The organism is Pseudomonas sp. LBUM1673 (assembly GCF_059695645.1).
Window position 1 is genome coordinate 3,970,824 of record NZ_CP166780.1, and the last position, 25,699, is coordinate 3,996,522.

Genomic DNA, 25,699 nt, shown 5'->3' on the forward strand with positions numbered 1-25,699 from the left:
TAAATCCGTCCCCTTTTCTTTCAACTTTTTTACTATAGGATCGGACCCTTTGCACCAACTAATCAGTAGAGGCTACCAATAGCTATCACTCTTCGTCCCAGAAGTTACCTGGTGGAGCATACTCACCACCTTTCAAAATAGCGCACCAACCAAAACTCCTATAAAACATCTCAAGATCAATAATTTTGTAAACACCCAACCCAATTTCCTTCAAGGTGATCAGGCCAAAAGCATAGTGCGTGTATTTACCTCCTGCACTCGCAATAGCCCTTAACTCCAATTCTTTACGATCCCACTCGGACACAACCCCAGACGATTCTGGGATAGTGTCTGAAAAAGAAACTTCAAACTCTTTTGATATCTTGCACAAACAAGGAATTCGCTCTTGCCTGAGCAATTCATCAGTAATCAAGTTATTAGGGAAATTAATATTTAATTTCATTCCAAAGCACTCCTAGGAACAACAACCTCACCCGAGAAATTTCTCTCAAAGGTAGTAACAGGACTGAAATACTGCGTACCATGAGGATCACGAATAGCAACAACAGGAATACCGTTTCTAGTTGTAACTCCATCCACCACCACAAAGTGAGAGAAGTCAGAGCCTCCGGTTTTGTCAAAAATCCGAACAACCACTGGAGTTCCATTTGAGGTGTATCTAGCCAAGTCGGCGACATTTCTGTTCCCAAAGGCACTTGCAGGAACACCTTCAGACTTCATCAGGACTACGACATCCTGAGCAAAAATCCCTTTTTCTGAAGGCGGAAGTTTTTGAATAAGAGCTTCTACATCAACGTCCTTACCCAACGTATTCAAAACCATACCACAAGAGTTATGACCGCAAGTAGGCACAGGCCCCTGATTCACAACAAGACGATCACCATTTCTCGGTATCGCATCATCAAGCAACGGATTTCTAGCACCCGTACCAGCAACTTCCCTTGCCCCCCCTGTTGCTTTGACATCGATACCGGTGGAGGGCTTTACCCCCCCCCAAACCACCATCAATCGCGAGCCCGAGGCCAACGCCAACCGCTGTGGCTGCAGATTCATTACCTCTAATAACATCCGCACCACCGCCCTGCATGATGTGTAGATTGTCCAAATACCCTTTTAAACGCAACTCTTCAGGCAAGCTCAGGATCGAATTCCAGGCGTTTTCGATATCGTCAGCAGCGCAGCTCGGGCAATTGGCCGCGCCCATTGCCCACAGCGCTGTTTTCGATGGACCGCTAGCCGCTCCCTCCAGCGCCAAGACAAAGCCTTCTTGGCTGCCCTCTCCTTTGGCATTCAACACTTCTTGCATGTATTTAGCGTCTGTTCGGTACTCAAGAGGATCGACCAAAGCGACGTTTTTCAGGACCTTCTCCAAGGAGGCTTTATCCTTGAACAGCTCCATTAACCCCACACGCTCATTGTTGTAATCAGCCAACGAAACTTGAAACAGATGATCATTTTTGGCTTGAGCCAACTCTGTCCTGAGGAAACCTCCCGCTTTAGCAGTGTTGCCATCTTCCTCACTGAGGACATTGTTCCAACCGCGATCAACCATTGCCGCTGCTGTGCGCAAGAGTTCTTGCTGAGCTTCTTCAATGGTCAGTCCATTCTCACCAGCAAAACGCCGAACACGCTCATCGTCGCTAGCAAACTCAATTTCATCGGGATGCAACTGTCGGTTGTATAACGTCCCGTTCTGCGCGACCCATGCTCCTGTTTGCAGCTTGTCAGTGTCAGCATCAGGATCTTGCACAGCAGTCGCCAGCACACCGATCAGTTGCGAGTTCATGGCCAACAGCCGATCCCTATCCGCTTTCGGCATCCCGGCATAGACCGAGGCCAAATTGTCGACCAGGGCTTCGTTGACGCCGGCCGCCAAGGCACCCGTTTTGAAGTCTCCGCCTGCGGCGAGCGAGGCCAAGCCCCCCATCACCGCGTGCAAGCCAATTTTGGCGAGGCCTCCGTTTGGCAGGCCGTTCTGTAGGCTGATATCACCCACGAGATTGAAGCCATAGGCAGCAAACGCATTCACCAGACTGCTTTGCAAGGCATCACCAAGGCTGCCGTCGCGACCCAGTGCTTTGTTGAGCAACGCAGAGGTGCTGTTTTGCAGAGCCTGGTTTGCAGTGAACTGGGCGACACCTTCCAGGCTGCTCAACCCGCCGGAATTGGAAACTACGACCTTGCCCGTGTTAGCCAAAGCCCCGTTGGTGGAGTCAGTCAACGCGACGCTTGAATCGGTGCTGGTACTGGTCCAATCGTTGAACAGACCGGTGGTAAAACCCGCCACGGCCCCGGCAACGATGTAGTTTTTCATGCTGTCAGCGCTGAAGGTTTCTTTGAGGGCCGCGCCAAGATTGCCTTTATTGTTGATGGTACTGACCGTGGCCGTACTGGCTGCAGAGGTGAGCACGGCGGTGAGGGCAGCGTTCGCCCAGCCAGCGGCGACAGCTTGTGTCGTTGCGGTCGCCGCAGTACCGGCTGCTAATGCGCTGCCCGCCCCTGCGTTTGCGGCAGAAGCCACGAAACCTGAGGCTGCACCGGCTGTGAAGTAGGTGACGATGATGATGATAATAATCATCGCCGGACCACCTAGCCCGGAATGGCTTTCATCCCAACTGTCATGCAGCTCTTTAACCTGACGCCAATCCACATCGCCCCGCGCTTCAGCGTCTTTGAGCCAAACCATGCTCGGATCAGCTTGCACCATGGCATCGATCGCCTGGCTCACGCTTTGTTGGTTGATGTTCTTGATATCGATGTGCAACCCATCAACCGCTTTGATGAGCGTCTGACCTTTAGCAATCAGCTGGCTTTGCCGCAGCGTTTCATCAACTTGGCCTTCGTTCTCCATACTGGTCCACGCCCAGCTATTGCTGCTCTTGTCGTGGCTCTCCTGGTGAGAGTCTTTCACCCCCTCAAAGGTGATGGCACCGCCGCTTTCAAGGATCAGGTCTTCGCCACTGTTGAGCTTGGCGACCTGGTAGCGCTGGTCGCCGGCACTGGCGAGGGTGAGACGGCCGCCGGTGTTGATTTCGGTGCCGACGTGGGTGATTTGGGTCACTTCATCGCGCTGGGCTTTCTTGGCGCCCCAGTTACCCTTCTCCTTCATGTCATAAAGCGTATGGGTACTGTTCTGCGCGGCCAGCAGGCTCAGCTTGTTGCCGCTGTACAGATACGCTTCGTTGCCGGCGCTGATCTTGCTGGCGATGAGGTTGATGTCGCGGGCGGCCTGGGCGTTGAAGTTGTTGCCCGCGCTCAGGACGCTGGCGGCTTGGGTGGTGCGGTCGTTTTCTTCGGTGATGCGTTTTTTGCCGTCCTTGGTTTTGCTCGCGACGTTGTGGATGTCGTCGGCAGAGGTCACGTTGAAGTCCTGGCCGGCCTTGATGGTCAGGTTGTTCCCGGCCTTGGCCTGGCTGGCGATGACAGTGACGTCGCGGCCCGCGTCCAGGGTCAGGTTGCCGCCGGCCGTGACGGTCGCGGCGAGGTTTTTCACGTCAGTGGTGATGCTCGACTTGTGGCCGCCGTCGCTGAACTCGTGTTTCTCGCTGGTATCGGTTTTGGCCGCCAGGTTGATGTCCCGACCCGCCGTCAGGGTCGCGTTGCCGCCACTGCTTAATGCGCCGTGGTTGGTCAGGTCGCGGCCGGCCGCAACGGCCAGGTTTTCCCGGGCGCTGATGCTGCTGCCCGCATCGGTCAGGGTGCGCATGCCGGAGCCGTCACGAACCTGGATCGCGGTGCGGTCGTTGATGATGTCGCCCTTGAGTGCGGCAAGGCTTACCCGGCTGGCGCGGATCTTGCCGGCCATGGCGTTGCGGATGCTGTCTTGCGCCAGGATTTGCAGGTCGTTGCCAGCCTCGACCAGCCCGCCCTGATAGACACTGCCGGCGCTTTGAATGTTGAGGTTGTTGCTGGCGCGCAGCGTGCCGACGTTGATCAGATCGCCGCCGGTGAACAGGTTCAAGTCCCGGCCCTGGGTCAGGCTGCTGCCGCGTACGTTGCGGGTGTCTGCCTGGGCCAGGTACAGCACCGGCACGAGGACTTTTTGCCCGTCGACGATGCGGTTTTCCATCCAGACGATGTCATGGGTCAGCGCGCTGACCTGCTCGCCCGTCAACGAGACGCCAAGGCTCAGGCGCAGTGCGTCTTTGCTGGCGAGGGCGTTATCCATCAGGTAGCGGTATTGGTCGTAATCGCTGGTCAAACCGCCGGCGAGAAAGCGCTGGCCGGTTTTCGCCAGCACCGCATCGCGAATCAGGCGCTGCTCGTACAAGCCATCGCCGAGTCGACGCCAATTGCTGTCGGCGTTGATGTTCAACTGCTTGAGCAGGTAGTCCGAACCAAAGAACTGCGACAGATTCGTGAAGTTCGGGTTGGTCTCGATCAGGTAGCGGCTTGTCGGGTTGGGGTTCTTGATGAACAACCCGTAATCGCCCTTGGGCAGTTGAAAGGTGGGCGCGGCCGTCGGGTCCACGGAAGTGAACGGCAGGCCGCTGTAATCCACCGGTTTGAAGAAGGTCTGTACGCTGCCATCCGCCGCGATACCCTCGATGGGCTGCGCCACGGCAGGCGTCACGGCGTCGGCACCGGTCGCCTGCGGGTTGAGGTTGATGTCGACGCCCCCGACCTCAACGCCGGTCTGGTCATCGCCCAGCGTACCGGTCAATTGCGCGAGCGTGTTCTGGTGCAGTGTTCCGTTTTGCACGGTACGCGTGACGTTCAGGTTGACGGTGGCGCCGGCCTGAATCGTGGCCGCGTAGGTTGGCTGAGGGTCGTCGGTCCAGACGGTGACGTTGCTTTGCTCCCGGAAGCGGCTGTCGCTGGAGCGCGATTTCAGCAGCTCGAAGCGGGCGTCGTCGTAATGGCCGGCGGCAACAGCCGCGTTGAAGGCCGGGACGTCGACGAACTCCATCTGGTCCCAGTAACCGGTGGCAATGCGCCCCGGTGTACCGATCTTGATGGTGTTCTGCCCGGTGCGGGTGGACGCGCCCTGGTTGAGCAGGTCATCGGCAATGATGGTCAGGTTGTTGTTGGCGGCCAGCAGGCTGTAGCGGTTCTGCACGCTTGAGGCCTGGATGTTGAGGTCTTTGCCTGCGACCAGACGCGCCGACACAGAGTCCTTGATGGCGCGCTCGATGAACGTTTGGCCGATGGTGATCTGGCCACGTTTGAAGGAGTCATGACCGCCACAGTGTTGGCCGCACACCCAACTCAAGGTGCCACTTACCCGTTGTTGGCCCAGTTCGAATTCGGCCTTGGCATTTTCCACCGAGGCGGCGTAGAGGCTTATGTTGCCTTCGCTTTCGACGGTACCGGAGAGGTTGCTGAAGCTTTGCGCTGCACCACCACCGATGCCGGCGAAACTCAGATTGCCGGCGCTGTAGAGGTCGCCATACCGGTTGAGCAGGCGACTGGCGCGCAAGGTCATGTCGCCGCCGCTGAACAGCAATGTATCGGCGTCGTTGGTGATGCCGCCGGTGGCGGTGAGGTCGACCTTGCCTTGGGCACCCAGTGTGCCGCGGTTGTCGATTTGCGCCGCGTCGATGCGCAGGTTCTGGCGTGCAGTCAGGTAACCGAGATTATCCAGCGTACCGCTCAGGTTGAGGCGTGTGTGTCGGTGCCGGCCCCCATGCGTCCGTTGTTCTGGCGGAAGTCATGGGCGGTGATATCCAGTATTTTTTGCGCGGATAACCGACCGCTGTTGAACAGATCGCCCGTAAGGTTCAGCGTGAGGTCGCCATCGCTGAGCAGCTCGCCGCCGTTGTTCAGGCTGCCAAGGTTGAGCACCAGAGCGCTGCTGCTGGCCAGGCGATCGCCAGCCTGAAGCGTCAGCGAATCGTTGGTGTACGTCAGGGCCTCGTTGAGCTGTGCACGACCCAGCCCATTGGCCGGCGCGGCTGGTCAGCGAATCGACGGTCAACGTCAGTTCGCCCACCAGGCTGGCAACCATGCCGGCCTGGGTGCCGTCGCTGCTGTTATCGACACTGCCGGCGGTCACCTCGACGGTGTCGCCCTGGATCGTACCGCCGAGGTTGGCGATGCTGCCCTTGCCGAGTTTCAAGCTGGCAAGCCCGGCGTCGGCGAGGATGACGCCGCCGTTGTTGATCAGGCGTTGAGCATCGACCTGGATGGTTTTACCGAGCACCGTGCCAGCGCTGTTGTCCAGCCAGCCACCTTGCAGCAAAAGACCGGCGTCGCTCTGAATACGCCCCTTGTTATTGAGCAACTGCGCCTGGATGGCCGCCGGATCGAAGATCAGGCTCATGCCCTGGGCGCCTGCCGCCAGTAGCCCTGCGTTGCGGTTGTCGAGCCCCGAGGCGTTCAGATCAACGCGCTCGCCGACAATTTTCCCGCCGCGGTTGTCGACCTGCCCACCCGGCGCACGAATGCTGACCTTGGCCCCCAGTACGTTGCCGAGCTGGTTATCGAGGCTCGAGGCTTTCAAATCGAGGTCACCGTTGACCGCCAGCAGTCTGCCGCCCTGATTGATGATCTCCTGGCCCGTGACTGAAAGCTGGTTTTGCGCCTGGAGAGTGCCCGAGGTGTTGTCGAACCTGCCGCGGGTGTTCACCTGCGCATTACCTGCGCGGGCAGACAGCAGGCCGGCGCGATTATCTAGCGTGGCGGTATCGACGAGGAGGCCGCCGGCGTCGATTTGCCCGCCACGGTTATCCAGCTGGCGGGCGGTGATTGTCAGGCTGCCGCCCAGCACTTGGATCAGGCCTTCGCGGTTGTCCAGGCTGTCGAGTTGCAAGGTGGCCGCCTGCCCCGTACCAAAGCGGATCACCCCTGCCAGGTTGACGATGGCCGGCGTATTGATCACCAGCGACTGGTCACCGACGATTCGCGCGGCAACGCCCTGATTGGTAACCCGGGCGCTGGTCAGATCAACCGCCGTGCCCTGAACCACGCCTTGATTGGTCAGGGTTGTGCTCGCACGGATGCTTAACGAGCGACTGGCTTCGAGGCTGCCGCTGTTGGTCACGGAGGGGCTGGTGATGCTCAGGTCGCCCGTGGTGTTGCGGCTGTTGTCAGCTTCGATGCCCGCGGCAATCACACCCGAGTTACTGAGTTTGTCGGCATTGATGTCGATGCGGTTGCGGGCGGCCAGGCTCTGCCGGTTGACCAGCTCGCCGGGGGTACGTACATCGACGCTGCCGGCGTAAGCCTTGCCGTTCATCTCGACACTCTGCGCGTTGACCCGCAAGGCACCTTGGGCCGATGTCTGCGCCATGCTCAGATGGCCGCCGGCGTCGATTTGAATATCGCCGGCACTGGCGGCCATGTTGCCCGCCAGCTTGACCCCGACACCCTGCTCGGTGCCCACCAGTTTGATGGTGTTGGCATACATCCCGCCCAGCGCCGCCGCATCGATTGCCAGTTGAGGCTTGTCGGCATCACCGGCCGCGCGAGGCGTGGTCGCCAGGCTGTCGGCGTTGACATTGTTGGCGCCGGTGATGACATTCAACTGCCGGGCATGGATGTCGGCGTTGATCTTCGCCGAACGGGTAATCAGGTCGAATTGATCAATGTTGGCCGCATCAAGCCCCATGCCATCGATGGTGATGCTGCCGCCATCCACCTCGAAGTGATCAAGCATGCCGGAGCCGTCGAGTACAGGCCTGCCGGTGCTGAGGGTCACGCGCGGCGTGTAGAGCGAATACCGCTCCCAGGTCCAAGGCAATGGTTTCAACTTCAGCCAGAGCGGCGACAGCGAGAATCACCAATTGCGCGCCGAGCGCCTCGTCCATCGCGATGCAGTGAGCAAAACCTCGATCAATGCCGGCTTCTCCCACCTGCGCACCAACAACTACATCGAAGACAGCCGTCTGGATAACAGCAGCCAGCGTATTACCGAAGCCCAGTTGGGTATCAACCATGGCCGGCGTATCGGCCATTCGTTCGTCAACCTGGACCTGGGCATGCAGCAGGGCATCGGCGCGCTGGATGCGCAAGGCAACGACCAGCGTCGTGATGATGCCGGCAACCTTACCGCCAACGCTCGCTATCGAAAGTACACCGCCACGGCCAGTTACCTGTTGCCGTTCAACTGGCTGGGCGAGTCCTTCACGTTCAGCAGCCTCGCCACGGGCCAGCGCAGTGCTGGCCTGCCACTTCGGTGTAGCCGTTGAGCTGGCTGGGGCTACCGCCGTTGACTTCGTTGAGGATGGTGCCGGCTGCCCGTCCACCGAGCTGGCTGTTGCCCAGGATGTGGCCACCCAGTTGGGTGTTCTGCACCGCGTTTGTCGCGTTGTTGAGGATCACGCCCTGGCGATCGACGTTGTAATCCTTGAACTGGTTGTGCGAGAGCCCGGCACCGTTGGGTGCGGCAATATTGATCACCGGTACGCCATTGCCAGCCTGCCCTATGCCGGTCTGGGTGTTGCCGCTGACGGCGATGCCCTCGGCCTGGGCCCAGATCGGCTGCCAGAACATGACGTTCGCCAGCAGCAATGCCAGCAAGCGTTTGGGCATGCCCAGGAAGTGCGTGCGAGGGGCCACGGCAGCCGAAGGCTGGCGGGACAGAAAGGCAAGCTGGTGAACGTCCATATTCAGAATCTCGACGCGATAACAAATGAATTAAAGAAACAGGTCGACCTGGAAGTAGATCGGCGCCTCGCGCTCGGTGAGCACGGTGGGGCGTTCCAGCGAGTGGGCGAACGTCACGCGAGTGGCGAGGTACTTGCCACGGGCGAAGAACTCCAGAGAGCTGCTGGACATTCGGCACAGGCTGGTACGCCAAGGCTTTTGCGGGTCGTTCTTGACCAGCACGCTGCTGCCGCCGAGCTGAACGCCGGGGGTCAGTTCCATTTGCGCCTGGTTGGAGGGCAAGCGGTTCAACTGATCCACCAGTTGTTCTATTTCACGAAGATTGAGCAATTCGCCGGTTTTACCGGGGAAGGTCATGGACAGTTCTCGATCGGAGATATGGCTGTCCTCAGCGCCCTTCAAACCCTCGAGTTTGCCCTCGACTACAAACACACTTAAGTGGCCGCTGGAGAGGTCTTGTTGCGGCAAGTAAGCGCGGCTGGTGATCATGCCCTTGCTTATGTAATGGTCGGTGATGACCCTGAGCAATTCGTTGAGTTGCGAGACGCCCAGGCATTGACCGATATAAGGCTTGAGCAAACGCTCACGATCGGATGCAGAAAGACTGTCGGCGCCCTTGAGCTCGATGTCTTTGATAGGAAAGCAACGTGTCTCCACCGGGGCGCCAGGCGTTGCGGGCAATGTTGGCTTGCCCGGCAGTTCCTTGAGTTCTTCCAGCCGACGCCGCTGTTCTTCAATCAGGCGGTTCTGGCGATCGCGGATCAGGTCCTGGTCGCCTGGCGTTGGCGGGCTGGCGCCATAGGCGCTGCTCTGTGTGCCCAGGCCAAGTAATAGCGCGCACAGCACCGGCCACATCCGTGGGGAGATAAACATAACAGTCCATTGTTAAGTGCTGAGGGCACATTGATGCCCGCAGGGGAAGGGTCGTCGTCACCCTGAAATTGATGTCAGAAACACTGGCTAAATGACGCCAGCTATTATTGACGTGAAACAGACCGCAAACATTTTGAAAGATTCAGCCGACCGGGAAATTATTGTTCATTGCGTCAGCCCCACTGAACGACGTGGCGGGCTCGATACAGTGGCGAGGGGGTTTGTCCTCGTTGGATTGCGGCCAGCAAGAGTGAGTATCTGGAGATGTCGGTTAAACATCGCCTGTTTATCGGTATCACTTTGGGTTTTGTGGTGGATGGGCTGGCCTCTTCGCGAGCAAGCCCGCTCCCACAGTTGATTTGTGTCGGTCACAAATAATGGGTTCACAGAAGATCCAGTGTGGGAGCGGGCTTGCTCGCGAAGAGGCCCGAAAAAACACCCTCCAACTTTCGGTCAAACCACCAATCGCGCCGCCAGAGACTTGGCCTGGCTCGCCACATCGGTCACCGCCGTGCTCTCCCACCACATCCCGCGCAACGGTGGGCCCATGGCGAACAAACGGCTGGCGACCTGTCCATCAGCGCTTAGTACCGCGCCGTCAACCGCTGCGGCAATGCCCAACGCCAATGGTCCCGGTCGTACCAGCCCACGTGCCAACAGTTGCTGCGGCAACGGCCGGGCGACCCGGCGCCAGTCGTATTCGATGCCGCTGGAGTTGATCAGCGCCAAGCCGTGCACCACGCAGGTTTCGGCCTCGCCACGACGACGGATGCGGATACTCACACCGCCGTTCAACGAAGGCTCAAGCCCCTTGAACGACGCGGCATGAATCCGCAACCGCCCTTCCCCATGCAGCCGTTCCACCAACTTTGCACTCAACGGCGGCGAGCGATGGTGATGGCTTTCCCACCACGGCCGCACATGCCGCACGAACTGGCGACGCTGCACATCCGTCGCCTGACTCCACAACCGCCCGATGTGCGCCCGCACCGTGTCCAGCGGCGCTTGCCAGTCGATGCCTTGGGCGACGGCGTCGCGGCAATGCCGGCGCAGTTCGCGCACCAACTGACGCGGCGTGCGGATGCTGGGGTCCTCGGCCAAAAAATCGGTCCAGGCCGGAGGCTGTCGCCGCACATGCGGCAGCAGGCCATGGCGTGAAAACACTTCAATCGGCCCGCGATGCCCGGCTTGTTCCAGCGATACCACGGCATCGACCATGGTCAGGCCCGAGCCGATGATCAGCACCGTTGACTGCGGATCGAGCTGTTGCATGGCGGCGACATCCCACGGGTCGAGCGCAGCCGCATTCAAGCCGCTGGATTCGGTTTGCGGCGTGCGGGCGGCAGGAAACATTCCCGTGGCCAAAACCGTATAAGCACCTTGCAAGCATTGCCCGTCACTCAAGGTGAGCTGCACCGAATCGGCATCGGTCTTTAAATCGACCACTTCAGCGAGTATATGCTCCACCGTCGAGCCGTACCGCGCGCCCACCGCCTGCGCTTCGGCCAAGCGCTGCTGCACATAAACACCGAACAGCCCGCGCGGCGGAAACAGTTCACTGATTGGCACATGTTGCTCATCCGACTCCGGCCAGCCGCCGCCAGCGATGTATTCAGTCAGCCATTGGGTCAAATCATCAGCGTTGTCCGGGTCGACGCTCATCCGCGCCGCATTGCCGTTGAGCGTATGGCCCAACTCGACCGCGCTGTACGCCTCGCCCCGACCGAGTTCGGCGCGGGGTTCGATCACCAGCACCTGACGTTTGCCCGGCAAACGCAACAACTGCGCCGCGAGCATCGTGCCGCTCAGGCCACCACCGATGATCAGGATGTCCGCATGGCGGATGATGTTGGTCGCCTGTCCGCTTGAGGTGTCAGTCATGGCGTTCTCACTGATCAATGTTTACCTAAGTAGAAGTCGTGCCGCTCACCTGCTCGTCTCGATTGGGTTGCGCCACGATTTCGAAAATCTCCTGGACGATAATAGGCGATCGAGCTCATGCGATGTCCCGTTTGAATTCGGCGAGCCAGGTCGGGTCGGCTTGAGCATCGCAAATGCGGGTGGCTTGCCAGATGAAATGCAGGTTGTGGAAGCCTAACAAACGGCGAACGCGATTTTTGATCAACCGTTGCAGGCCTTTTTCCGAATGAGCGATGGCCCAGTCATAGAGGCGTCGGCGCCAAGTGCCGTGGGGCGCGAGGCGGCTGTCGATTTCAGCGGCGAGCAGGTGCAGGCGTTCGGCGGACAACAGCAACCCGGACGGCGCCACTTCACGACGATCACGGCTGGCGCTGCCGGGGCTTTCCGGGAAGGCCAGGGATTGGCCGCTGGCCAGCCATTGTTCCAGCAGCACCGTCAGGCCGTGCTGCCACTGGGTGCCCTCCTCGCTCCACAGCTGTTGTGCGCCTTGGCCCCAGCGGTTGAGGCGCTGCGGGGTTTCCCCCGGGCCGAACAGATCAGTGAAATTGAGCAGCGCCAGGCCTTGGTTGATCCACAGTTGCTGCGTCTGTTGCCTCTGGACAAATGCGTGGGTCGGACGGCTGCGCCACAAGGCTTTGTGCAGGGCTTCGGGATCGAGGTTGTCCGGCAGCGTCAGGAGTTCAGCGCCGATGTGTCGGGCGGCCAGCGCGAGTAGCAACAGGTTCGGCTCGAACGCACCGCTCAGGGCCAGGCGCGAGTCTTCGGTAAAACCCTGCTGACGCAAGCCATCGGCCAACCGCTCGACATCGCGCAAGGCATCGATCCAGCGCCAGACGAACCACTGGCCGTGGCGCTTGTGGCGCAGGGCCGGTTGCAACGGGCTGACCTGAGCCCAGTGCTGCAGCTGTTCCAGAGCCCGGGGCACCTTGACTTGCCATTCGGCGGTGTCCGCGATGGGCGAACGTTTGAGTTCATGCACGCTCATTGGCTTACCTCTCATCCATGGGCAAAAAGCATGCGGTGGTCCGCCGGGCTGAAGGGTTAATGCAATCTCTAAAACACCACCGAACCATTGTGGGAGCGGGCTTGCTCGCGAATGCGGCAGATCAGTCGACAGCTATGTTGAATGTTGAACCGCTTTCGCGAGCAAGCCCGCTCCCACAGGGGATGTGGGTTGTGTTCAAGTCATTCAGGCAGACGCCACTTTTTTGTCTTGTCGCCGCACACTCGGTGGATGGATGCCGTTGAGGCGGAAGTTGCCGATCACCTGGAGTTTCCAGCGCAGCGGGTCGTTCAGGGATCCTGGTAGTGGAGTGCGCTGGCCGGTGAGTTCGAATTCGGCGTTGCTCACGACGTGTAATGCATCGGCGCTGGCAAGGTGCGATTCGGCAATGGCCATAGTGATTTCGGTATCGTCCTGGCCACTGTTCAGAAAATCTTCGGCGCGTTCGAGCAACGCGGCGGCCACTTCAATGCGGATCTGCAAGTCGCCGAAACGGCTGATCACGTAAGGGTCATCGGTGGCTTTGGCGAGGCCGCTGCCGGCCCAGGGCTGGGCCTGCTGACGAACGAAACGCAGGGTCGCGTCGAGCAACGTGCGAGCGTTGTGCAGATCGTGCTGAGGCTTGGCCAGGGACTGCCCGGCGGTAATCGGTTGGGTCAAGGCGTTCATGGGTCGCTCCTCAGTTCCAGGCATGGCGCGCAGGGTTCACGCCATTGAGCAGGTGGTTGCCGATCAAGTGGTACTTCCAGCGCGCCGGGTCGTGCAGAGTGTGCGTCCGGGCGTTGCGCCAGTGACGGTCGAGGTTGTACTTGCCGAGCACCGAGCGGGTGCCGGCGAGTTCGAAGAGTTTGCTGCTGGCGAACAAGGCGATTTCGGCAGAGAGGACTTTGGCCTGGGCGACCACGACCGAGGCATGGGCCACGGTGTTTTCACTGGGTTTGAGCAACGCCTGGTCGACAGCCTGGCCGGCCTTTTTGAGGATCGCTTCGGCGCCGTGGACCCGCCATTCCAAATCGCCGATGGTGGCGATGCTGAACGGGTCCTGCCAGCCGTGATCCTGCTGGCTGTCGATCCACGGTCGGGCTTCGCGGGCGTAGCGCTTGGTTTCTTCCAGGGCACCGACGGCAATGCCGGTGTCCACGGCGGCCTGGATGATTTGCGAGATCGGGCCGTCGGCGGTGGGTGCGTCGAACGCCTTGTGGGCCGGGATCACCGCGCTCAACGGCACTTTCACCGCCTCCAAAGTCACGCCACCGCTGGCGGTGGTGCGCTGGCCAAAACCGTCCCAACTGTCAATCACGCTCAACCCGGGATTGTCGCGCTCGATGAAGGCGATGAACGCCTTGTTCTGTTCATCGACCGCCACCGCCGGCACGATGTGCGCGAACAAGGCGCCGGTGCAGTAGTACTTCTCGCCGTCGATTTGCGCGGTGTCTTCGTCGAAACGGATACGGGTTTCGAAAGCCCCGGCATTCTTGCTTTTGGATTCGGAGAAGGCGTTGCCGAAGCGATAACCCTGCAGGACTTTGCCGAAGTAATAACGCTTCTGCTCTTCGGTGGCGGTTTGCAGCAGGATATCGAGCACGCCCAGGTGATTCTGCGGGATTTGGCCGAGTGACGGATCGGCGGTGGAAATGATCTTGATCACGTCGCTGACCGTCACGTAGGACACGCCGGCACCGCCGTATTCCTTGGGAATGGTGATGCCCCAGAGGCCGCTGGCGGAAAACTCATCGAGTTCGGCCACCGGCAGACGTCGCTCGCGGTCACGAGCGCTGGCCTCGACGGCGAAGCGGGCGGCGAGTTTGTGGGCGACGGCGATGGCCTCGGCGTCCGAGCGGATTACATGGGCGGTAATAGGTGAAGTTGTCATGGGCCGACTCCGTGGCTCCGGGTGAATACCTATGACCTGTAACAGGAGTCGTGCCAACTATTAATTATGTTACTAATCAGCTGGTTATTGATTTTTTGAAGGAGTTCCATTAACTGAAAAAACGCAAAATGTTCAATCGCTGTTGCCCTGCCAACAGCCAGGCCTGGCTTTACAAGCGAGTAACCACTTCCAAATCGAGGACTTCGCTTTCGTGGGATGACCCGTCGATCCAATATCGAATCCGCATCCCCAGCCACAGACTCCCAATGAACGCGCAAGCAGGAATCAGGAATGAGGCGTGCCCTCCATCAAGTGGGGCCGTCAGTGTCTGGCCGGTGCTGCCATTGCTGTATTCAAGGGTCACTTGGAGGCCCGGATAGACGCCGCCGATCAACTTGATATTGATCGAGCCACCACAAGCGACATCTTCGAGAAAGACAATGTCATGGCAGGCCTGTAGCAGTACGGGTGCAGGTAAAAGCCCTGTCCGCTTTTTGTGATGAATAGACATAGTTGAACCCGATGTTGAGGCGTGGGCCGCCATTCGCTGGCGCACTCACCATTGTCGGGATCCGAAGCAGATCGTCTACTGTAAGAAGAGACAGGTATACACGTGTTTAACGCGGGAAATCAGCGTCGATCAAATCACCACATTACGCACAAACCGCGCCGCCACCGGTCCATCGTTGCGATAGGAATGCGGCTGGTTGCTGGCAAACATGAAGAACTCGCCAGCAGCGATTTTCTGCGGCTGATCGCCGAGCATCAGGGTCAGGCAGCCTTCGAATACGTAGAGCTGCTCGCTCCAGCCTTCGGCATCCGGTTCCGAGGGGTAATGCTCGCCCGGTTCCAGGCGCCACTCCCACAATTCGACTTCGCGGGTGGCGGTGGCTTTCGACAACAGCACCGCCTTGCTGCCGGGGATGGTGCCAGCCCAGGCCAGTTCGTTGATGCGGCTCGGGTCGCGGGCGTCGGGGGCCTGGATCAGGTCGCTGAACGCCACATCCAGCGCTTCGGCCACGCGGTCGAGGGTGGTCAGGCTGACGTTCTTCTCGCCGGCCTCGATGGCCACCAGCATCCGGCGGCTGACCCCGGACTTTTCGGCCAGGGCGGTCTGGCTCATGTCGGCGGCGTGGCGCAGACGTCGGACGTTCTGGCTGACGTGCTGAAGGACCGAAGCCCGTTGGGTGGAATCTTTGTGCACTATATTGCTCACTGAGTGGTGTTGCGCAGTATACTGCCCAACTTCCGGCGCATTGTGCGTCTCCCTCAGGTAGCGCGCAAGGTCATGACGTCGGTGAACTCCTCCCCTGCTTCCTCCCGCTTCTCACGGCTCAGCAAGGCCGAGTGCGTGCTGGTGCTGATCACCATCGTCTGGGGCGGGACCTTTTTGCTGGTGCAGCATGCGATGACCGTCAGCGGGCCGATGTTCTTCGTCGGCCTGCGTTTTGCCGCGGCGGCGAGCATCGTCGCCCTGTTCTCCTGGCGTCATCTGCGCGAACTGACCCTGTTCGAACTCAAGGCCGGGGCGTTTATCGGCGTGGCGATCATGCTCGGTTACGGCTTGCAGACCGTGGGTTTGCAGAGCATCCCCAGCAGTCAGTCGGCGTTTATTACCGCGCTGTATGTGCCGTTCGTGCCGTTGTTGCAATGGCTGGTGCTGGGGCGTCGTCCGGGGTTGATGCCAAGCATCGGGATCATGCTGGCCTTTACCGGGTTGATGCTGCTGTCGGGGCCGTCTGGCGCTTCGTTCAATTTCAGCCCCGGTGAAATCGCCACATTGATCAGCGCCGTGGCGATTGCGGCGGAGATCATTTTGATCAGCACCTATGCCGGCCAGGTCGATGTGCGCCGGGTGACGGTGGTGCAACTGGCGGTGACGTCGGCGCTGGCGTTTTTGATGGTGGTGCCAACTCAGGAAGTGCTTCCGGACTTCTCCTGGTTGCTGCTGTGCAGCGCTTTGGGGTTGGGCGCGGCGAGTGCGGCGATTCAGGTGGCGATGAACTGGGCGCAGAAGAGTGTATCGCCGACCCGGGCGACGTTGATTTATGCCGGGGAGCCCGTTTGGGCCGGGATTGTCGGGCGGATTGCCGGAGAACGGTTGCCGGCGATTGCGTTGGTGGGCGCGGGGTTGATTGTGGCGGCGGTGATTGTCAGTGAGTTGAAGACCAAGGGTAAGGTTGCTTCGCCTGAAGAAGAGTTGGAGCAAGAAGCACAGGGATAGGCGTGAAATCTGCGGTGATTGACAGATAGCCTTCGCGAGCAAGCCCCACATTTGGAATGCATTCCCCCTGTGGGAGCGGGCTTGCTCGCGAAGGGGTCGGAACGGTTGAAACCGGCCCTTTTTAAACAATGATAAACAGTTTTTTACTGCCTACCTTGTAGGATTCTGCGACAGCTTGGCGTTTGGTGATCCGGGAGCTGGCACGTATGATGCTTCACAAACTTCCGCAGATTAGAAGCCTATGTCTCTGATAGTTCTACTGCTTCTGCCTTTTATCGGCAGCTGTCTGGCAGCCTTGCTGCCGCACAACGCGCGTAACACCGAATCGCTGTTGGCTGGCCTGGTTGCCCTGATCGGCACCGTCCAGGTCGCCCTCTTGTACCCGCAAATCGCCCATGGCGGCGTGATCCGCGAAGAGTTCTTCTGGCTACCGAGCCTGGGCCTGAACTTCGTTCTGCGCATGGACGGTTTCGCCTGGCTGTTCTCGATGCTGGTGCTGGGCATCGGCACGCTGGTTTCTTTGTATGCCCGTTATTACATGTCACCGGACGATCCGGTGCCGCGTTTCTTCGCGTTTTTCCTGGCGTTCATGGGCGCCATGCTGGGGTTGGTGATCTCCGGCAACCTGATCCAGATCGTGTTTTTCTGGGAACTGACCAGCCTCTTCTCATTCCTGTTGATCGGCTACTGGCACCACCGCGCCGATGCGCGACGTGGCGCCTACATGGCATTGATGGTCACCGGCGCCGGCGGCTTGTGTTTGCTGGCGGGGGTCATGCTGCTCGGCCATGTGGTCGGCAGCTATGACCTGGACAAGGTCCTGGCCGCCGGTGATCTGATTCGCGCACATGCCCTCTACCCTATTCTGTTACCCCTGATCCTGATCGGCGCCTTGAGCAAAAGTGCGCAATTCCCCTTCCACTTCTGGCTGCCCCACGCCATGGCGGCGCCGACACCGGTCTCGGCCTATCTGCACTCGGCGACCATGGTCAAGGCCGGGGTGTTCCTGCTCGCACGCCTGTGGCCGTCACTGTCCGGCAGTGAAGAATGGTTCTACATCGTCAGCGGGGCCGGGGCCTGCACCCTGTTGCTCGGCGCGTATTGCGCAATGTTCCAGAACGACCTCAAGGGCCTGCTGGCCTACTCGACCATCAGCCATCTGGGCCTGATTACCCTGCTGCTGGGTTTGAACAGTCCGTTGGCCGCTGTGGCTGCGGTGTTCCACATTCTCAACCACGCCACGTTCAAGGCCTCGCTGTTCATGGCCGCCGGGATCATTGACCACGAAAGCGGTACCCGGGACATTCGCAAACTCAGCGGCCTGATCAAACTGATCCCGTTCACCGCCACCCTGGCCATGGTCGCCAGTGCCTCCATGGCCGGTGTGCCGTTGCTCAACGGTTTCCTGTCGAAAGAAATGTTCTTCGCCGAAACCGTGTTCATCAACGCCACGGCCTGGATCGAGATGACCCTGCCGATTGTGGCGACCATCGCCGGCACGTTTAGCGTCGCCTACTCGCTGCGCTTCACCGTCGACGTGTTCTTCGGCCCGACTGCCACCGACCTGCCGCACACCCCGCACGAACCGCCACGCTGGATGCGCGCGCCGGTGGAATTGCTGGTGTTCACCTGTCTGGTGGTGGGGATTTTCCCGGCGCAAGTGGTCGGCTCGTTGCTCGCGGCGGCGGCATTGCCGGTGGTGGGCGGCACGCTGCCCGAGTACAGCCTGGCGATCTGGCACGGCTGGAACGCGCCGATGATCATGAGCCTGATCGCCATGTCCTGCGGCATCATCCTCTATCTGCTGCTGCGCAATCAGCTCAAGCGCGGGCGCTTCACGCACCCGCCGGTGATCAGCCACTTCAACGGCAAGCGCCTGTTCGAGCGCAGTCTGGTGATCATGATGCGCCTGGCCCGGCGTCTGGAGCGGCGGATCAGCACTCGGCGCCTGCAAACCCAACTGTTTCTGGTGGTACTCGCCGCGGTGCTGGCCGGGTTGATCCCGATGCTGCACAGCAGCCTGAGTTGGGGCGAGCGGCCGAAAATTCAGGGCTCGATCGTGTTCGTGATCCTCTGGCTGCTGGCGATTACCTGTGCCCTTGGCGCGGCATGGCAAGCCAAGTATCACCGGCTCGCGGCCCTGACCATGGTCAGCGTCTGCGGCCTGATGACCTGCGTGACCTTCGTCTGGTTCTCGGCGCCGGATCTGGCGCTGACGCAACTGGCGGTGGAAGTGGTGACCACGGTGTTGATCCTCCTCGGTCTGCGCTGGCTGCCGCGACGGATCGAAGAGGTGTCGCCATTGCCGAGCAGTCTGCGCAAGGCACGCATCCGCCGTATCCGCGACTTGCTGCTGTCGATCGCGGTCGGTGGCGGTATGGCGCTGCTGTCCTACGCGATGCTGACCCGCCAGACACCCAACGACATTTCCTCGTTCTACCTCAGTCGCGCCCTGCCCGAAGGCGGCGGCAGCAACGTGGTCAACGTGATGCTGGTGGACTTCCGTGGCTTCGACACCCTCGGCGAAATCACCGTGCTAGTGGCCGTGGCCCTGGCCGTGTTCGCCCTGCTGCGACGCTTCCGCCCACCGAAAGAAAGCCTGCAATTGCCGGCGCAACAGCGCTTGCTGGCACCCGACGTGGTCACCGATCTGGTTAACCCGCGGCACGCCAGCGACACCGCGCTCGGTTTCATGATGGTGCCAGCGGTGCTGGTCCGTCTGCTGCTGCCGATTGCGTTTGTGGTGTCGGTCTACCTGTTCCTGCGCGGGCACAACCAACCGGGTGGCGGTTTCGTCGCCGGCCTGGTGATGTCGGTGGCGTTCATTCTGCAATACATGGTCGCCGGCACCCAATGGGTCGAGGCGCAAATGAGCCTGCGACCGCTGCGCTGGATGGGCACCGGGCTGCTGTTCGCCACGGTCACCGGGCTCGGGGCGATGGCGGCTGGGTATCCCTTCCTCACCACCCACACCTGGCATTTCGCATTGCCGCTGCTGGGCGACATTCACATCGCCAGCGCGCTGTTCTTCGACATTGGCGTGTACGCCGTGGTGGTCGGCTCGACGCTGTTGATCCTGACCGCCCTCGCCCACCAATCGGTACGCCGCCATAAAACCAGCGCGCAACCCAAGCCCGTGGCCAAAGCGGCTGCCACGCAAGGAGCCATCTGATGGAAGAAGTCATCGCAATCGCCATTGGTGTGCTAGCCGCGTCCGGCGTGTGGCTGGTGCTGCGGCCACGGACGTTCCAGGTGGTCATGGGCCTGTGCCTGCTGTCCTACGGCGTCAACCTGTTCATCTTCAGCATGGGCAGCCTGTTCATCGGCAAGGAACCGAACATCAAGGACGGTGTACCTCAGGATTTGCTGCACTACACCGACCCGCTGCCGCAAGCGTTGGTGCTGACCGCGATCGTCATCAGCTTCGCCATGACCGCGCTGTTCCTCGTGGTGCTGCTCGCCTCCCGGGGCCTGACCGGCACCGACCATGTGGATGGCCGGGAGCCTAAAGAATGAATCCGATGGCGCACCTGATCGCTGCACCGATTCTGCTACCGCTGCTGACCGCCGCCGTGATGCTGATGCTGGGCGAAAAACACCGCCCGTTAAAGGCCAAAATCAATCTGTTCTCCAGCCTGCTGGGGCTGGGCATTGCCGTGATGTTGCTGCAATGGACGCAAACCACCGGCGTGCCAGGCTCCATCGGTGTGTACCTGCCGGGCAACTGGCAGGTGCCGTTCGGTATTGTGCTGGTGGTCGATCGTCTGTCGGCGCTGATGCTGGTGCTGACCGGGATCATCGGCGTCAGCGCCCTGCTGTTCGCCATGGCCCGCTGGGACGGTGCCGGTTCGAGTTTCCATGCGCTGTTCCAGATTCAGTTGATGGGCCTGTACGGCGCCTTCCTGACGGCAGACCTGTTCAACCTGTTCGTGTTCTTCGAGGTGCTGCTGGCCGCCTCTTACGGGTTGATGCTGCACGGTTCGGGCCGGGCGCGGGTGTCGTCGGGGCTGCATTACATCTCGATCAACCTGCTGGCCTCGTCGCTGTTTCTGATTGGCGCGGCGCTGATCTACGGCGTTACCGGCACACTGAACATGGCCGATCTGGCGCTGAAAATCCCGTTGGTGCCGGGAGCCGATCGCGGTTTGCTGCACGCCGGCGCGGCGATTCTGGCGGTGGCGTTCCTGGCCAAGGCCGGGATGTGGCCGCTGAACTTCTGGCTGGTGCCGGCCTATTCCGCGGCCAGCGCGCCAGTGGCGGCGATGTTCGCGATCATGACCAAGGTCGGTGTCTACACCTTGCTACGGCTGTGGACGCTGCTGTTCTCCGGGCAGGCCGGGGCATCCGCGTACTTCGGTGGCGACTGGCTGATCTACGGCGGCATGGCGACCATCGTCTGCGCCGCCGTGGCGATCCTCGCCGCGCAACGCCTGGAACGCATGGCCAGCCTGAGCATTCTGGTATCGGCAGGCATTCTGTTGTCGGCCATCGGTTTCGCCCAGCCGAACCTGATTGGCGCGGCGTTGTTCTATCTGGTCAGCTCGACCCTGGCCTTGAGCGCGCTGTTCTTGCTGGCCGAATTGATCGAGCGCTCGCGTTCGGCCAACGAAATTCCGCTGTTCGATGACGGCGAGCTGCTTCCACGGCCCCTGGAGTCTTTGCAGCCACCCAAAGGCTTCAACCTCGATGACGAACAGAAAGCTGTGGTCGGCCAGGTGATTCCCTGGGCCATGGCTTTCCTCGGTTTGAGCTTCATCGCCTGCGCCCTGCTGATCATCGGAATGCCGCCACTCTCCGGGTTTATCGGCAAACTCAGCCTGCTCAGCGCCCTGCTCAATCCGCTGGGTCTGGGCCATGGTGGCGACGAGCCGATATCGAACGGCGCGTGGGGTTTGCTCGCCCTGTTGATCCTGTCCGGGCTGGCCTCGTTGATCGCTTTCTCGCGTTTGGGCATCCAGCGGTTCTGGACCCCGCAAGAGCGGCCGTCGCCATTACTGCGCAGCCTGGAATGCGTGCCGATCATCGTTCTGCTGGGGCTGAGCATTGCCCTGACGTTCAAGGCTGAACCCCTGTTGCGCTACACCCAGGCCGCTGCCCAAACGTTGAATAACCCACAGCAGTACGTGATGGCGGTGCTCGGCACCCGTGCGATTCCAAACCCCCAAGCCAGCGCAGCACGGGTGGAGGTGCAACCATGAAGCGTCTGTTTCCCGCCCCATGGTTGTCGTTGGCGTTGTGGCTGCTGTGGCTGGTTTTGAACCTGTCGATGAGCCCCGGCAATCTGCTGTTGGGTGCGGTGCTTGGCCTCTGTGCCCCGCTGATGATGCGCAAGCTGCGACCGCTGCCGATCCGCATTCGTCGGCCCGGGGTGATTTTGCGTTTGTTCTTGCTGGTCGGGCGCGATGTGCTGGTGTCTAACCTCGCCGTGGCCTGGGGCGTGCTCAATGCCGGACGGCGTGCGCCTCGTTCACGGTTCATCAAGGTGCCGCTGGATTTGCGCGATGCCAACGGCCTGGCGGCGCTGTCGATGATCTGCACGGTGGTCCCCGGCACGGTCTGGTCGGAGCTGGCACTGGATCGCAGCATTCTGTTGCTGCATGTCTTCGATCTGGATGACGAAAGCCAATTCATCCAGCACTTCAAGGCGACCTACGAGCGCCCCTTGATGGAGATCTTCGAATGAGCGAATTGCTGTCGAACGCGATCCTGCTGAGTCTGTTCATCTTTTCGGTGGCGATGATTCTGACCCTGATCCGCCTGTTCAAGGGCCCGTCGGCCCAGGACCGGGTTCTGGCCCTGGATTACCTGTACATCGTCGCCATGCTGATGATGCTTGCGCTGGGCATTCGTTATGCCAGCGACACTTACTTCGAGGCGGCGCTGCTGATCGCCCTGTTCGGCTTCGTCGGCTCGTTTGCCCTGGCCAAATTCCTGCTGCGCGGCGAGGTGATCGAATGAGCGCTGAACTGTCTCTGTGGGTGGAAATACCGGTGGCGATTCTGCTGGTGCTCAGCAGTCTGTTTACACTGATCGGCGCGGTCGGGCTGCTGCGAATGAAAGATTATTTCCAGCGCATGCATCCACCGGCACTGGCCTCGACATTGGGCGCGTGGTGCGTGGCACTGGCCTCGATCATTTATTTTTCGGCGCTCAAGTCGGGGCCGGTGCTGCATGCCTGGCTGATTCCGATTCTGTTGTCGATCACTGTGCCGGTGACCACGTTGCTGCTGGCCCGGGCGGCGCTGTTTCGCAAGCGCATGGCCGGGGATGATGTGCCGGCGGAGGTGAGTAGTCGGCGCACGGAAACGGGGAGTTAAATCCGCGGGTTTGTGTTGATTGACAGGGCCTCTTCGCGGGCAAGCCTCGCTCCTACAGGTTTACGCCGAACCTGTAGGAGCGAGCGGTGCGGCGTTCCGACTTGCCCGCGAAGCTTTTCAAATCCAGGCCACTGCCAACAATCCGACCCCCAACACCACACACAATGGCGAATAGGCCCAAGTATCCAGCCGGGAAAACTTCGAATCCTTGACCTGCTTGAAGAACCCCACCAAATTCGAATCGCCGATCGCCCGGGCGAACATCAGCATGGCGATCGCGCTGATCACCCATTGCAACGACCAGTGATGCACCGTGGGCAGATACAACCCGACCCGCAGGCATACCAGCATGGCGATCAACAGCAAGCCCACCGCCACCAGCAACGTGGCAAAGCCCGACGGCTTGAACGCCGGCCTCGATGCCTCACCGTCCTCCCCGGGCACGCGCGGCACCACCGCCTCGCTGCCCCACTTGCCACCCACCGCCCAATACAGGTGAACCAGGCTGATGAATAGAAAGATTGCAGCAATCCATTGCGCGACCAATAGGCTCATATTCAGACGTCCAGTGTGAAATGTTGCAGCAGGATGAACTTCCTTGCGCGTTTTTGTAAGGGTGTTCGTCATCGACAGTAAGCTGCACCCGGTTCACCTGAGAACCATGAGCGTGCTGTCATACGGCTGCAAACGCGCCCCGTAGGAACTGGCCAAGCCTGTGCCAGCGCCTACAGGGGTTTATTTCAGTTCGGCAGAAACCTTGTCGGCCACATCCTTCGGTACCCAGGCTTGCCACACGTCCGGGTGCGCCTTCATGAACGCTTCCGCGGCTTGACGTGGCGGAGTATGTTTTTCGCTCATGTCAGCCAGGGCCTTGTTCAACGCTTCGATCGGCAAATCGACCTTGCTGAAGAATTCGGTAATCTGCGGGTACTGTTTCTGGAATGGCGTAGATACACCGATAGACAGCTTCGAGGGCAGCGAACGAGTCGGTTTCGGATTGGGGTTGTCGGCGTCGGTCAGGGTTTTCCAGGCTTCGGCGTCGAATGGTGGCTCCTGCAACTGAATCAGTTTGAAACGGCCGAGTAGCGGCGTCGGTGACCAGTAATAGAACAGGACCGGCTTGCCGCGACGAATCGACGAACTGATCTCCGCGTCCAGCGCCGCCCCCGAACCACTGCGAAAGTTCACGTAGCTGTCGTCCAGCCCATACGCCTTGAGCTTCTGTTTGTTGACCACTTCCGACGTCCAGCCGATCGGGCTGTTGAGAAAACGCCCCTTGCCCGGGGTTTCCGGGTCTTTGAACACGTCCTTGTAGCGTGGCAGATCACTGATACTGCGCAGATCCGGCGCCATCGGCTTGATGCCCTTGGCCGGATCGCCCTTGATCACGTACTCCGGCACCCACCAGCCCTCGGTGGCACCCTTGACCGTATCGCCCAGGGCCGCGACTTTGCCCTCGGCCTCAGCCTTGACCCAGACCGGGCTGCGACCGGCCCATTCTTCGCCAATGACCTGAATGTCATTGTTGGCCAGTGCGGTCTCCAGGGTAATGGTCGTCCCCGGCAAGGTGTCGGTCGGCAAGCCATAGCCCTTCTCGACGATGATCCGCAGGATATCGGTGATCAGGCTGCCGCTTTCCCAGTTCAGGTCGGCGAAATGGATCGGCGCCTGGGCAGCGAACACCGGAACGGGTGAAGCCAACAAACCGAACGTGGCCAAGGTAGCGGCCAGTAACCGTCGAAATCCCTTCATGCTTTTGCACCTCGTGCTGTTCACAGCAATAACAGGATGGCCTGACAAAGAAGACCGCAAGCCTCTGAATACTCAGTCATCTGACTGTAGTTGAGGTTCCTGCTTTCGAGGGGCGAGGATTAATTTTCGGAAGGTTCCTGCAAGCGTGCAAGCTCTCTTCTGACCATGCTGGCGTACGCCGCCGGACGCAACAGGTAGATCTGTGACGCCACCCAACTCAGCCAGGTTCCCTGTAGAACGGCCTTTTGAGCCAGCAGCCGCTGCGCCTCGGCGTGGGCACTGGCCTGGTTCTGTTCGTGGAAATCGGCGCGGGTCAGGGTCATTACTCGCTGGCCTTGAAGGTCACCAGTTCGCCCTTGCGCCACTTGGCGGCCTTGGCGGTCACGGCTTTCAGGGTTTTGGTCAGGCCTTCCTGCAATTGTTGGTGGGCCGCGAACACCATTACCACGCTATGACCTTCCTTGAACACAATGCCGTGGCCGTCTGCGGTGGTCACGAACGCGTAATCCCCCAGCCCGTACACCGTCAGTTTGATTTCGCGGAACTTGATGTCCAGTTTGCCGCCTTCGCGGCTGGGCAATACGGAGGCGCTGAAATGATCGCCGACCTTGAGTTTAAGCCCTGGCTTGTCGTCCACCACCAGCGCTGATTCGGTGTCGAGTTCGGCAATGTAAATGCCTTCAGCGTTCTGTTCGGTGATGTAGACGAAACGTGACTGAAACTGTTTAACCAGCTTTGCGCGCAAATCACCCAGTACGAACAAAGCATGCATATCGAGATTACTTACTGCCAAGGAAACATCCCCACATCTGAAAATGATGCCGCACGCAGGAAACGCGCACAGCAGAAAAAAGCGGCAATGCCGAGGTGTAGCCAAATGACCCGGGTCGAAATCCTGGAACGAACAGAGGGCCCATTCATCGCGAGGTTTGAGAAGATTACTGGAACATCCCCCGCGTCGTCTTGCCTGGCGGTCGTCAGAGGTTGAAGGAAAACGCCCTTCTGACGGCCAGAGAAAACCGGATTACCAACTTTAGGGAAAAATCTCTTTAAAAAAAGCACTTTTCCGACATATCGCCAGTAAAAAATTGCTTTAGATGGGCATCAATCGCCAACCATTGATGGCGATTCTAGAGCAGCCATGCTCACCGAGACTACCCAAAACAACGTACACACGTCGGCAAAATCAC

The 25,699-nt window shown here is 60.0% G+C and carries 19 protein-coding genes and 4 pseudogenes; 8 read left to right on the top strand and 15 right to left on the bottom strand.

Translation table 11 applies throughout. From position 1 onward, the window contains the following. Positions 1–85: 85 nt before the first annotated feature. The 3 genes and pseudogenes from ACA044_RS18275 to ACA044_RS18285 all read right to left on the bottom strand — a co-directional run. Complete coding sequence (locus tag ACA044_RS18275) at positions 86–442, bottom strand: hypothetical protein (protein ID WP_497442654.1); 357 nt, start codon at positions 440–442, stop codon at positions 86–88. Further along, positions 439–1,005 (bottom strand): cysteine peptidase family C39 domain-containing protein, encoded by a 567-nt coding sequence (locus ACA044_RS18280; protein WP_497447257.1) that lies wholly within the window; start codon positions 1,003–1,005, stop codon positions 439–441. Before ACA044_RS18280 ends, ACA044_RS18275 begins: the two co-directional genes overlap by 4 nt. After that, positions 917–7,648 (bottom strand): annotated as a pseudogene (locus tag ACA044_RS18285) (DUF637 domain-containing protein); the annotation flags it as partial. The gene ACA044_RS18280 and the pseudogene ACA044_RS18285, both read right to left, overlap by 89 nt. Before the next feature lie 4 nt (positions 7,649–7,652). Here ACA044_RS18285 and ACA044_RS18290 point away from each other — a divergent pair. Next, positions 7,653–8,099 (top strand): annotated as a pseudogene (locus ACA044_RS18290) (ShlB/FhaC/HecB family hemolysin secretion/activation protein); the annotation flags it as partial. Between the two features lies 1 nt (position 8,100). Here the strand turns inward: ACA044_RS18290 and ACA044_RS18295 are convergent. The 8 genes and pseudogenes from ACA044_RS18295 to ACA044_RS18330 all read right to left on the bottom strand — a co-directional run. Next, a pseudogene (locus ACA044_RS18295) lies at positions 8,101–8,547 on the bottom strand (two-partner secretion domain-containing protein); the annotation flags it as partial. A gap of 171 nt (positions 8,548–8,718) precedes the next feature. Beyond that, positions 8,719–9,402, bottom strand: a pseudogene (locus ACA044_RS18300) (POTRA domain-containing protein); the annotation flags it as partial. A gap of 471 nt (positions 9,403–9,873) precedes the next feature. Further along, positions 9,874–11,301, bottom strand: coding sequence for an FAD/NAD(P)-binding protein (locus ACA044_RS18305; protein WP_497442655.1), 1,428 nt, complete (start codon positions 11,299–11,301; stop codon positions 9,874–9,876). A 115-nt stretch (positions 11,302–11,416) separates the two neighbouring features. After that, positions 11,417–12,325: an AMP-binding protein gene (locus ACA044_RS18310; RefSeq protein ID WP_497442656.1), complete on the bottom strand. Its 909-nt coding sequence runs from the start codon at positions 12,323–12,325 to the stop codon at positions 11,417–11,419. Between the two features lie 204 nt (positions 12,326–12,529). Next, entirely contained in the window at positions 12,530–13,012 is a 483-nt protein-coding gene (locus tag ACA044_RS18315; protein WP_497442657.1) for an acyl-CoA dehydrogenase, read from the bottom strand. A gap of 10 nt (positions 13,013–13,022) precedes the next feature. After that, positions 13,023–14,216: an SfnB family sulfur acquisition oxidoreductase gene (locus tag ACA044_RS18320; protein WP_497442658.1), complete on the bottom strand. Its 1,194-nt coding sequence runs from the start codon at positions 14,214–14,216 to the stop codon at positions 13,023–13,025. 169 nt (positions 14,217–14,385) lie between these two features. Next, positions 14,386–14,727 (bottom strand): hypothetical protein, encoded by a 342-nt coding sequence (locus ACA044_RS18325; protein WP_497442659.1) that lies wholly within the window; start codon positions 14,725–14,727, stop codon positions 14,386–14,388. Positions 14,728–14,856: 129 nt separating this feature from the next. Continuing rightward, on the bottom strand, positions 14,857–15,420 hold the full coding sequence (locus ACA044_RS18330; RefSeq protein WP_497442660.1) for a helix-turn-helix domain-containing protein: 564 nt from the start codon (positions 15,418–15,420) through the stop codon (positions 14,857–14,859). A gap of 15 nt (positions 15,421–15,435) precedes the next feature. On the opposite strand from ACA044_RS18330, the gene ACA044_RS18335 reads away from it, so the two are divergent. The 7 genes from ACA044_RS18335 to ACA044_RS18365 all read left to right on the top strand — a co-directional run bounded on the left by ACA044_RS18335 (position 15,436) and on the right by ACA044_RS18365 (position 22,757). Further along, positions 15,436–16,440 (top strand): DMT family transporter, encoded by a 1,005-nt coding sequence (locus ACA044_RS18335; RefSeq protein WP_497442661.1) that lies wholly within the window; start codon positions 15,436–15,438, stop codon positions 16,438–16,440. Positions 16,441–16,681: 241 nt separating this feature from the next. Continuing rightward, entirely contained in the window at positions 16,682–19,612 is a 2,931-nt protein-coding gene (locus tag ACA044_RS18340; RefSeq protein WP_497442662.1) for a monovalent cation/H+ antiporter subunit A, read from the top strand. Further along, positions 19,612–19,956, top strand: a complete 345-nt coding sequence (locus ACA044_RS18345; RefSeq protein WP_008029186.1) for a Na+/H+ antiporter subunit C — start codon at positions 19,612–19,614, stop codon at positions 19,954–19,956. Before ACA044_RS18340 ends, ACA044_RS18345 begins: the two co-directional genes overlap by 1 nt. Then, entirely contained in the window at positions 19,953–21,638 is a 1,686-nt protein-coding gene (locus ACA044_RS18350; RefSeq protein ID WP_497442663.1) for a monovalent cation/H+ antiporter subunit D, read from the top strand. Before ACA044_RS18345 ends, ACA044_RS18350 begins: the two co-directional genes overlap by 4 nt. Further along, positions 21,635–22,123: a Na+/H+ antiporter subunit E gene (locus tag ACA044_RS18355; RefSeq protein ID WP_497442664.1), complete on the top strand. Its 489-nt coding sequence runs from the start codon at positions 21,635–21,637 to the stop codon at positions 22,121–22,123. Before ACA044_RS18350 ends, ACA044_RS18355 begins: the two co-directional genes overlap by 4 nt. Continuing rightward, on the top strand, positions 22,120–22,398 hold the full coding sequence (locus ACA044_RS18360) for a K+/H+ antiporter subunit F (RefSeq protein WP_223488840.1): 279 nt from the start codon (positions 22,120–22,122) through the stop codon (positions 22,396–22,398). The genes ACA044_RS18355 and ACA044_RS18360 overlap by 4 nt, the downstream gene beginning before the upstream one ends. Then, entirely contained in the window at positions 22,395–22,757 is a 363-nt protein-coding gene (locus tag ACA044_RS18365; protein WP_497442665.1) for a Na+/H+ antiporter subunit G, read from the top strand. Before ACA044_RS18360 ends, ACA044_RS18365 begins: the two co-directional genes overlap by 4 nt. 117 nt (positions 22,758–22,874) lie before the next feature. Here ACA044_RS18365 and ACA044_RS18370 read toward each other — a convergent pair whose 3' ends face one another. The 4 genes from ACA044_RS18370 to ACA044_RS18385 all read right to left on the bottom strand — a co-directional run bounded on the left by ACA044_RS18370 (position 22,875) and on the right by ACA044_RS18385 (position 25,302). Further along, complete coding sequence (locus tag ACA044_RS18370; protein ID WP_497442666.1) at positions 22,875–23,312, bottom strand: DUF3995 domain-containing protein; 438 nt, start codon at positions 23,310–23,312, stop codon at positions 22,875–22,877. 180 nt (positions 23,313–23,492) lie between these two features. Further along, positions 23,493–24,509 (bottom strand): ABC transporter substrate-binding protein, encoded by a 1,017-nt coding sequence (locus tag ACA044_RS18375; protein ID WP_497442667.1) that lies wholly within the window; start codon positions 24,507–24,509, stop codon positions 23,493–23,495. Positions 24,510–24,628: 119 nt separating this feature from the next. Continuing rightward, positions 24,629–24,832, bottom strand: a complete 204-nt coding sequence (locus ACA044_RS18380) for a hypothetical protein (protein ID WP_030130591.1) — start codon at positions 24,830–24,832, stop codon at positions 24,629–24,631. Further along, entirely contained in the window at positions 24,832–25,302 is a 471-nt protein-coding gene (locus tag ACA044_RS18385) for a hypothetical protein (RefSeq protein ID WP_007907879.1), read from the bottom strand. Before ACA044_RS18385 ends, ACA044_RS18380 begins: the two co-directional genes overlap by 1 nt. Positions 25,303–25,699 lie beyond the last annotated feature (397 nt).

What these genes read in the sequence shown, in the direction of transcription:
- ACA044_RS18320 (WP_497442658.1), bottom strand. Translation starts at nt 14,216, where the DNA reads ATGACAACTTCACCTATTACCGCCCATGTAATCCGCTCGGACGCCGAG.
- ACA044_RS18305 (WP_497442655.1), bottom strand. Translation starts at nt 11,301, where the DNA reads ATGACTGACACCTCAAGCGGACAGGCGACCAACATCATCCGCCATGCG.
- ACA044_RS18340 (WP_497442662.1), top strand. Translation starts at nt 16,682, where the DNA reads ATGTCTCTGATAGTTCTACTGCTTCTGCCTTTTATCGGCAGCTGTCTG.
- ACA044_RS18310 (WP_497442656.1), bottom strand. Translation starts at nt 12,325, where the DNA reads ATGAGCGTGCATGAACTCAAACGTTCGCCCATCGCGGACACCGCCGAA.
- ACA044_RS18350 (WP_497442663.1), top strand. Translation starts at nt 19,953, where the DNA reads ATGAATCCGATGGCGCACCTGATCGCTGCACCGATTCTGCTACCGCTG.
- ACA044_RS18375 (WP_497442667.1), bottom strand. Translation starts at nt 24,509, where the DNA reads ATGAAGGGATTTCGACGGTTACTGGCCGCTACCTTGGCCACGTTCGGT.
- ACA044_RS18370 (WP_497442666.1), bottom strand. Translation starts at nt 23,312, where the DNA reads ATGAGCCTATTGGTCGCGCAATGGATTGCTGCAATCTTTCTATTCATC.
- ACA044_RS18325 (WP_497442659.1), bottom strand. Translation starts at nt 14,727, where the DNA reads ATGTCTATTCATCACAAAAAGCGGACAGGGCTTTTACCTGCACCCGTA.
- ACA044_RS18355 (WP_497442664.1), top strand. Translation starts at nt 21,635, where the DNA reads ATGAAGCGTCTGTTTCCCGCCCCATGGTTGTCGTTGGCGTTGTGGCTG.
- ACA044_RS18380 (WP_030130591.1), bottom strand. Translation starts at nt 24,832, where the DNA reads ATGACCCTGACCCGCGCCGATTTCCACGAACAGAACCAGGCCAGTGCC.
- ACA044_RS18315 (WP_497442657.1), bottom strand. Translation starts at nt 13,012, where the DNA reads ATGAACGCCTTGACCCAACCGATTACCGCCGGGCAGTCCCTGGCCAAG.
- ACA044_RS18275 (WP_497442654.1), bottom strand. Translation starts at nt 442, where the DNA reads ATGAAATTAAATATTAATTTCCCTAATAACTTGATTACTGATGAATTG.
- ACA044_RS18360 (WP_223488840.1), top strand. Translation starts at nt 22,120, where the DNA reads ATGAGCGAATTGCTGTCGAACGCGATCCTGCTGAGTCTGTTCATCTTT.
- ACA044_RS18345 (WP_008029186.1), top strand. Translation starts at nt 19,612, where the DNA reads ATGGAAGAAGTCATCGCAATCGCCATTGGTGTGCTAGCCGCGTCCGGC.
- ACA044_RS18280 (WP_497447257.1), bottom strand. Translation starts at nt 1,005, where the DNA reads ATGGTGGTTTGGGGGGGGGTAAAGCCCTCCACCGGTATCGATGTCAAA.
- ACA044_RS18365 (WP_497442665.1), top strand. Translation starts at nt 22,395, where the DNA reads ATGAGCGCTGAACTGTCTCTGTGGGTGGAAATACCGGTGGCGATTCTG.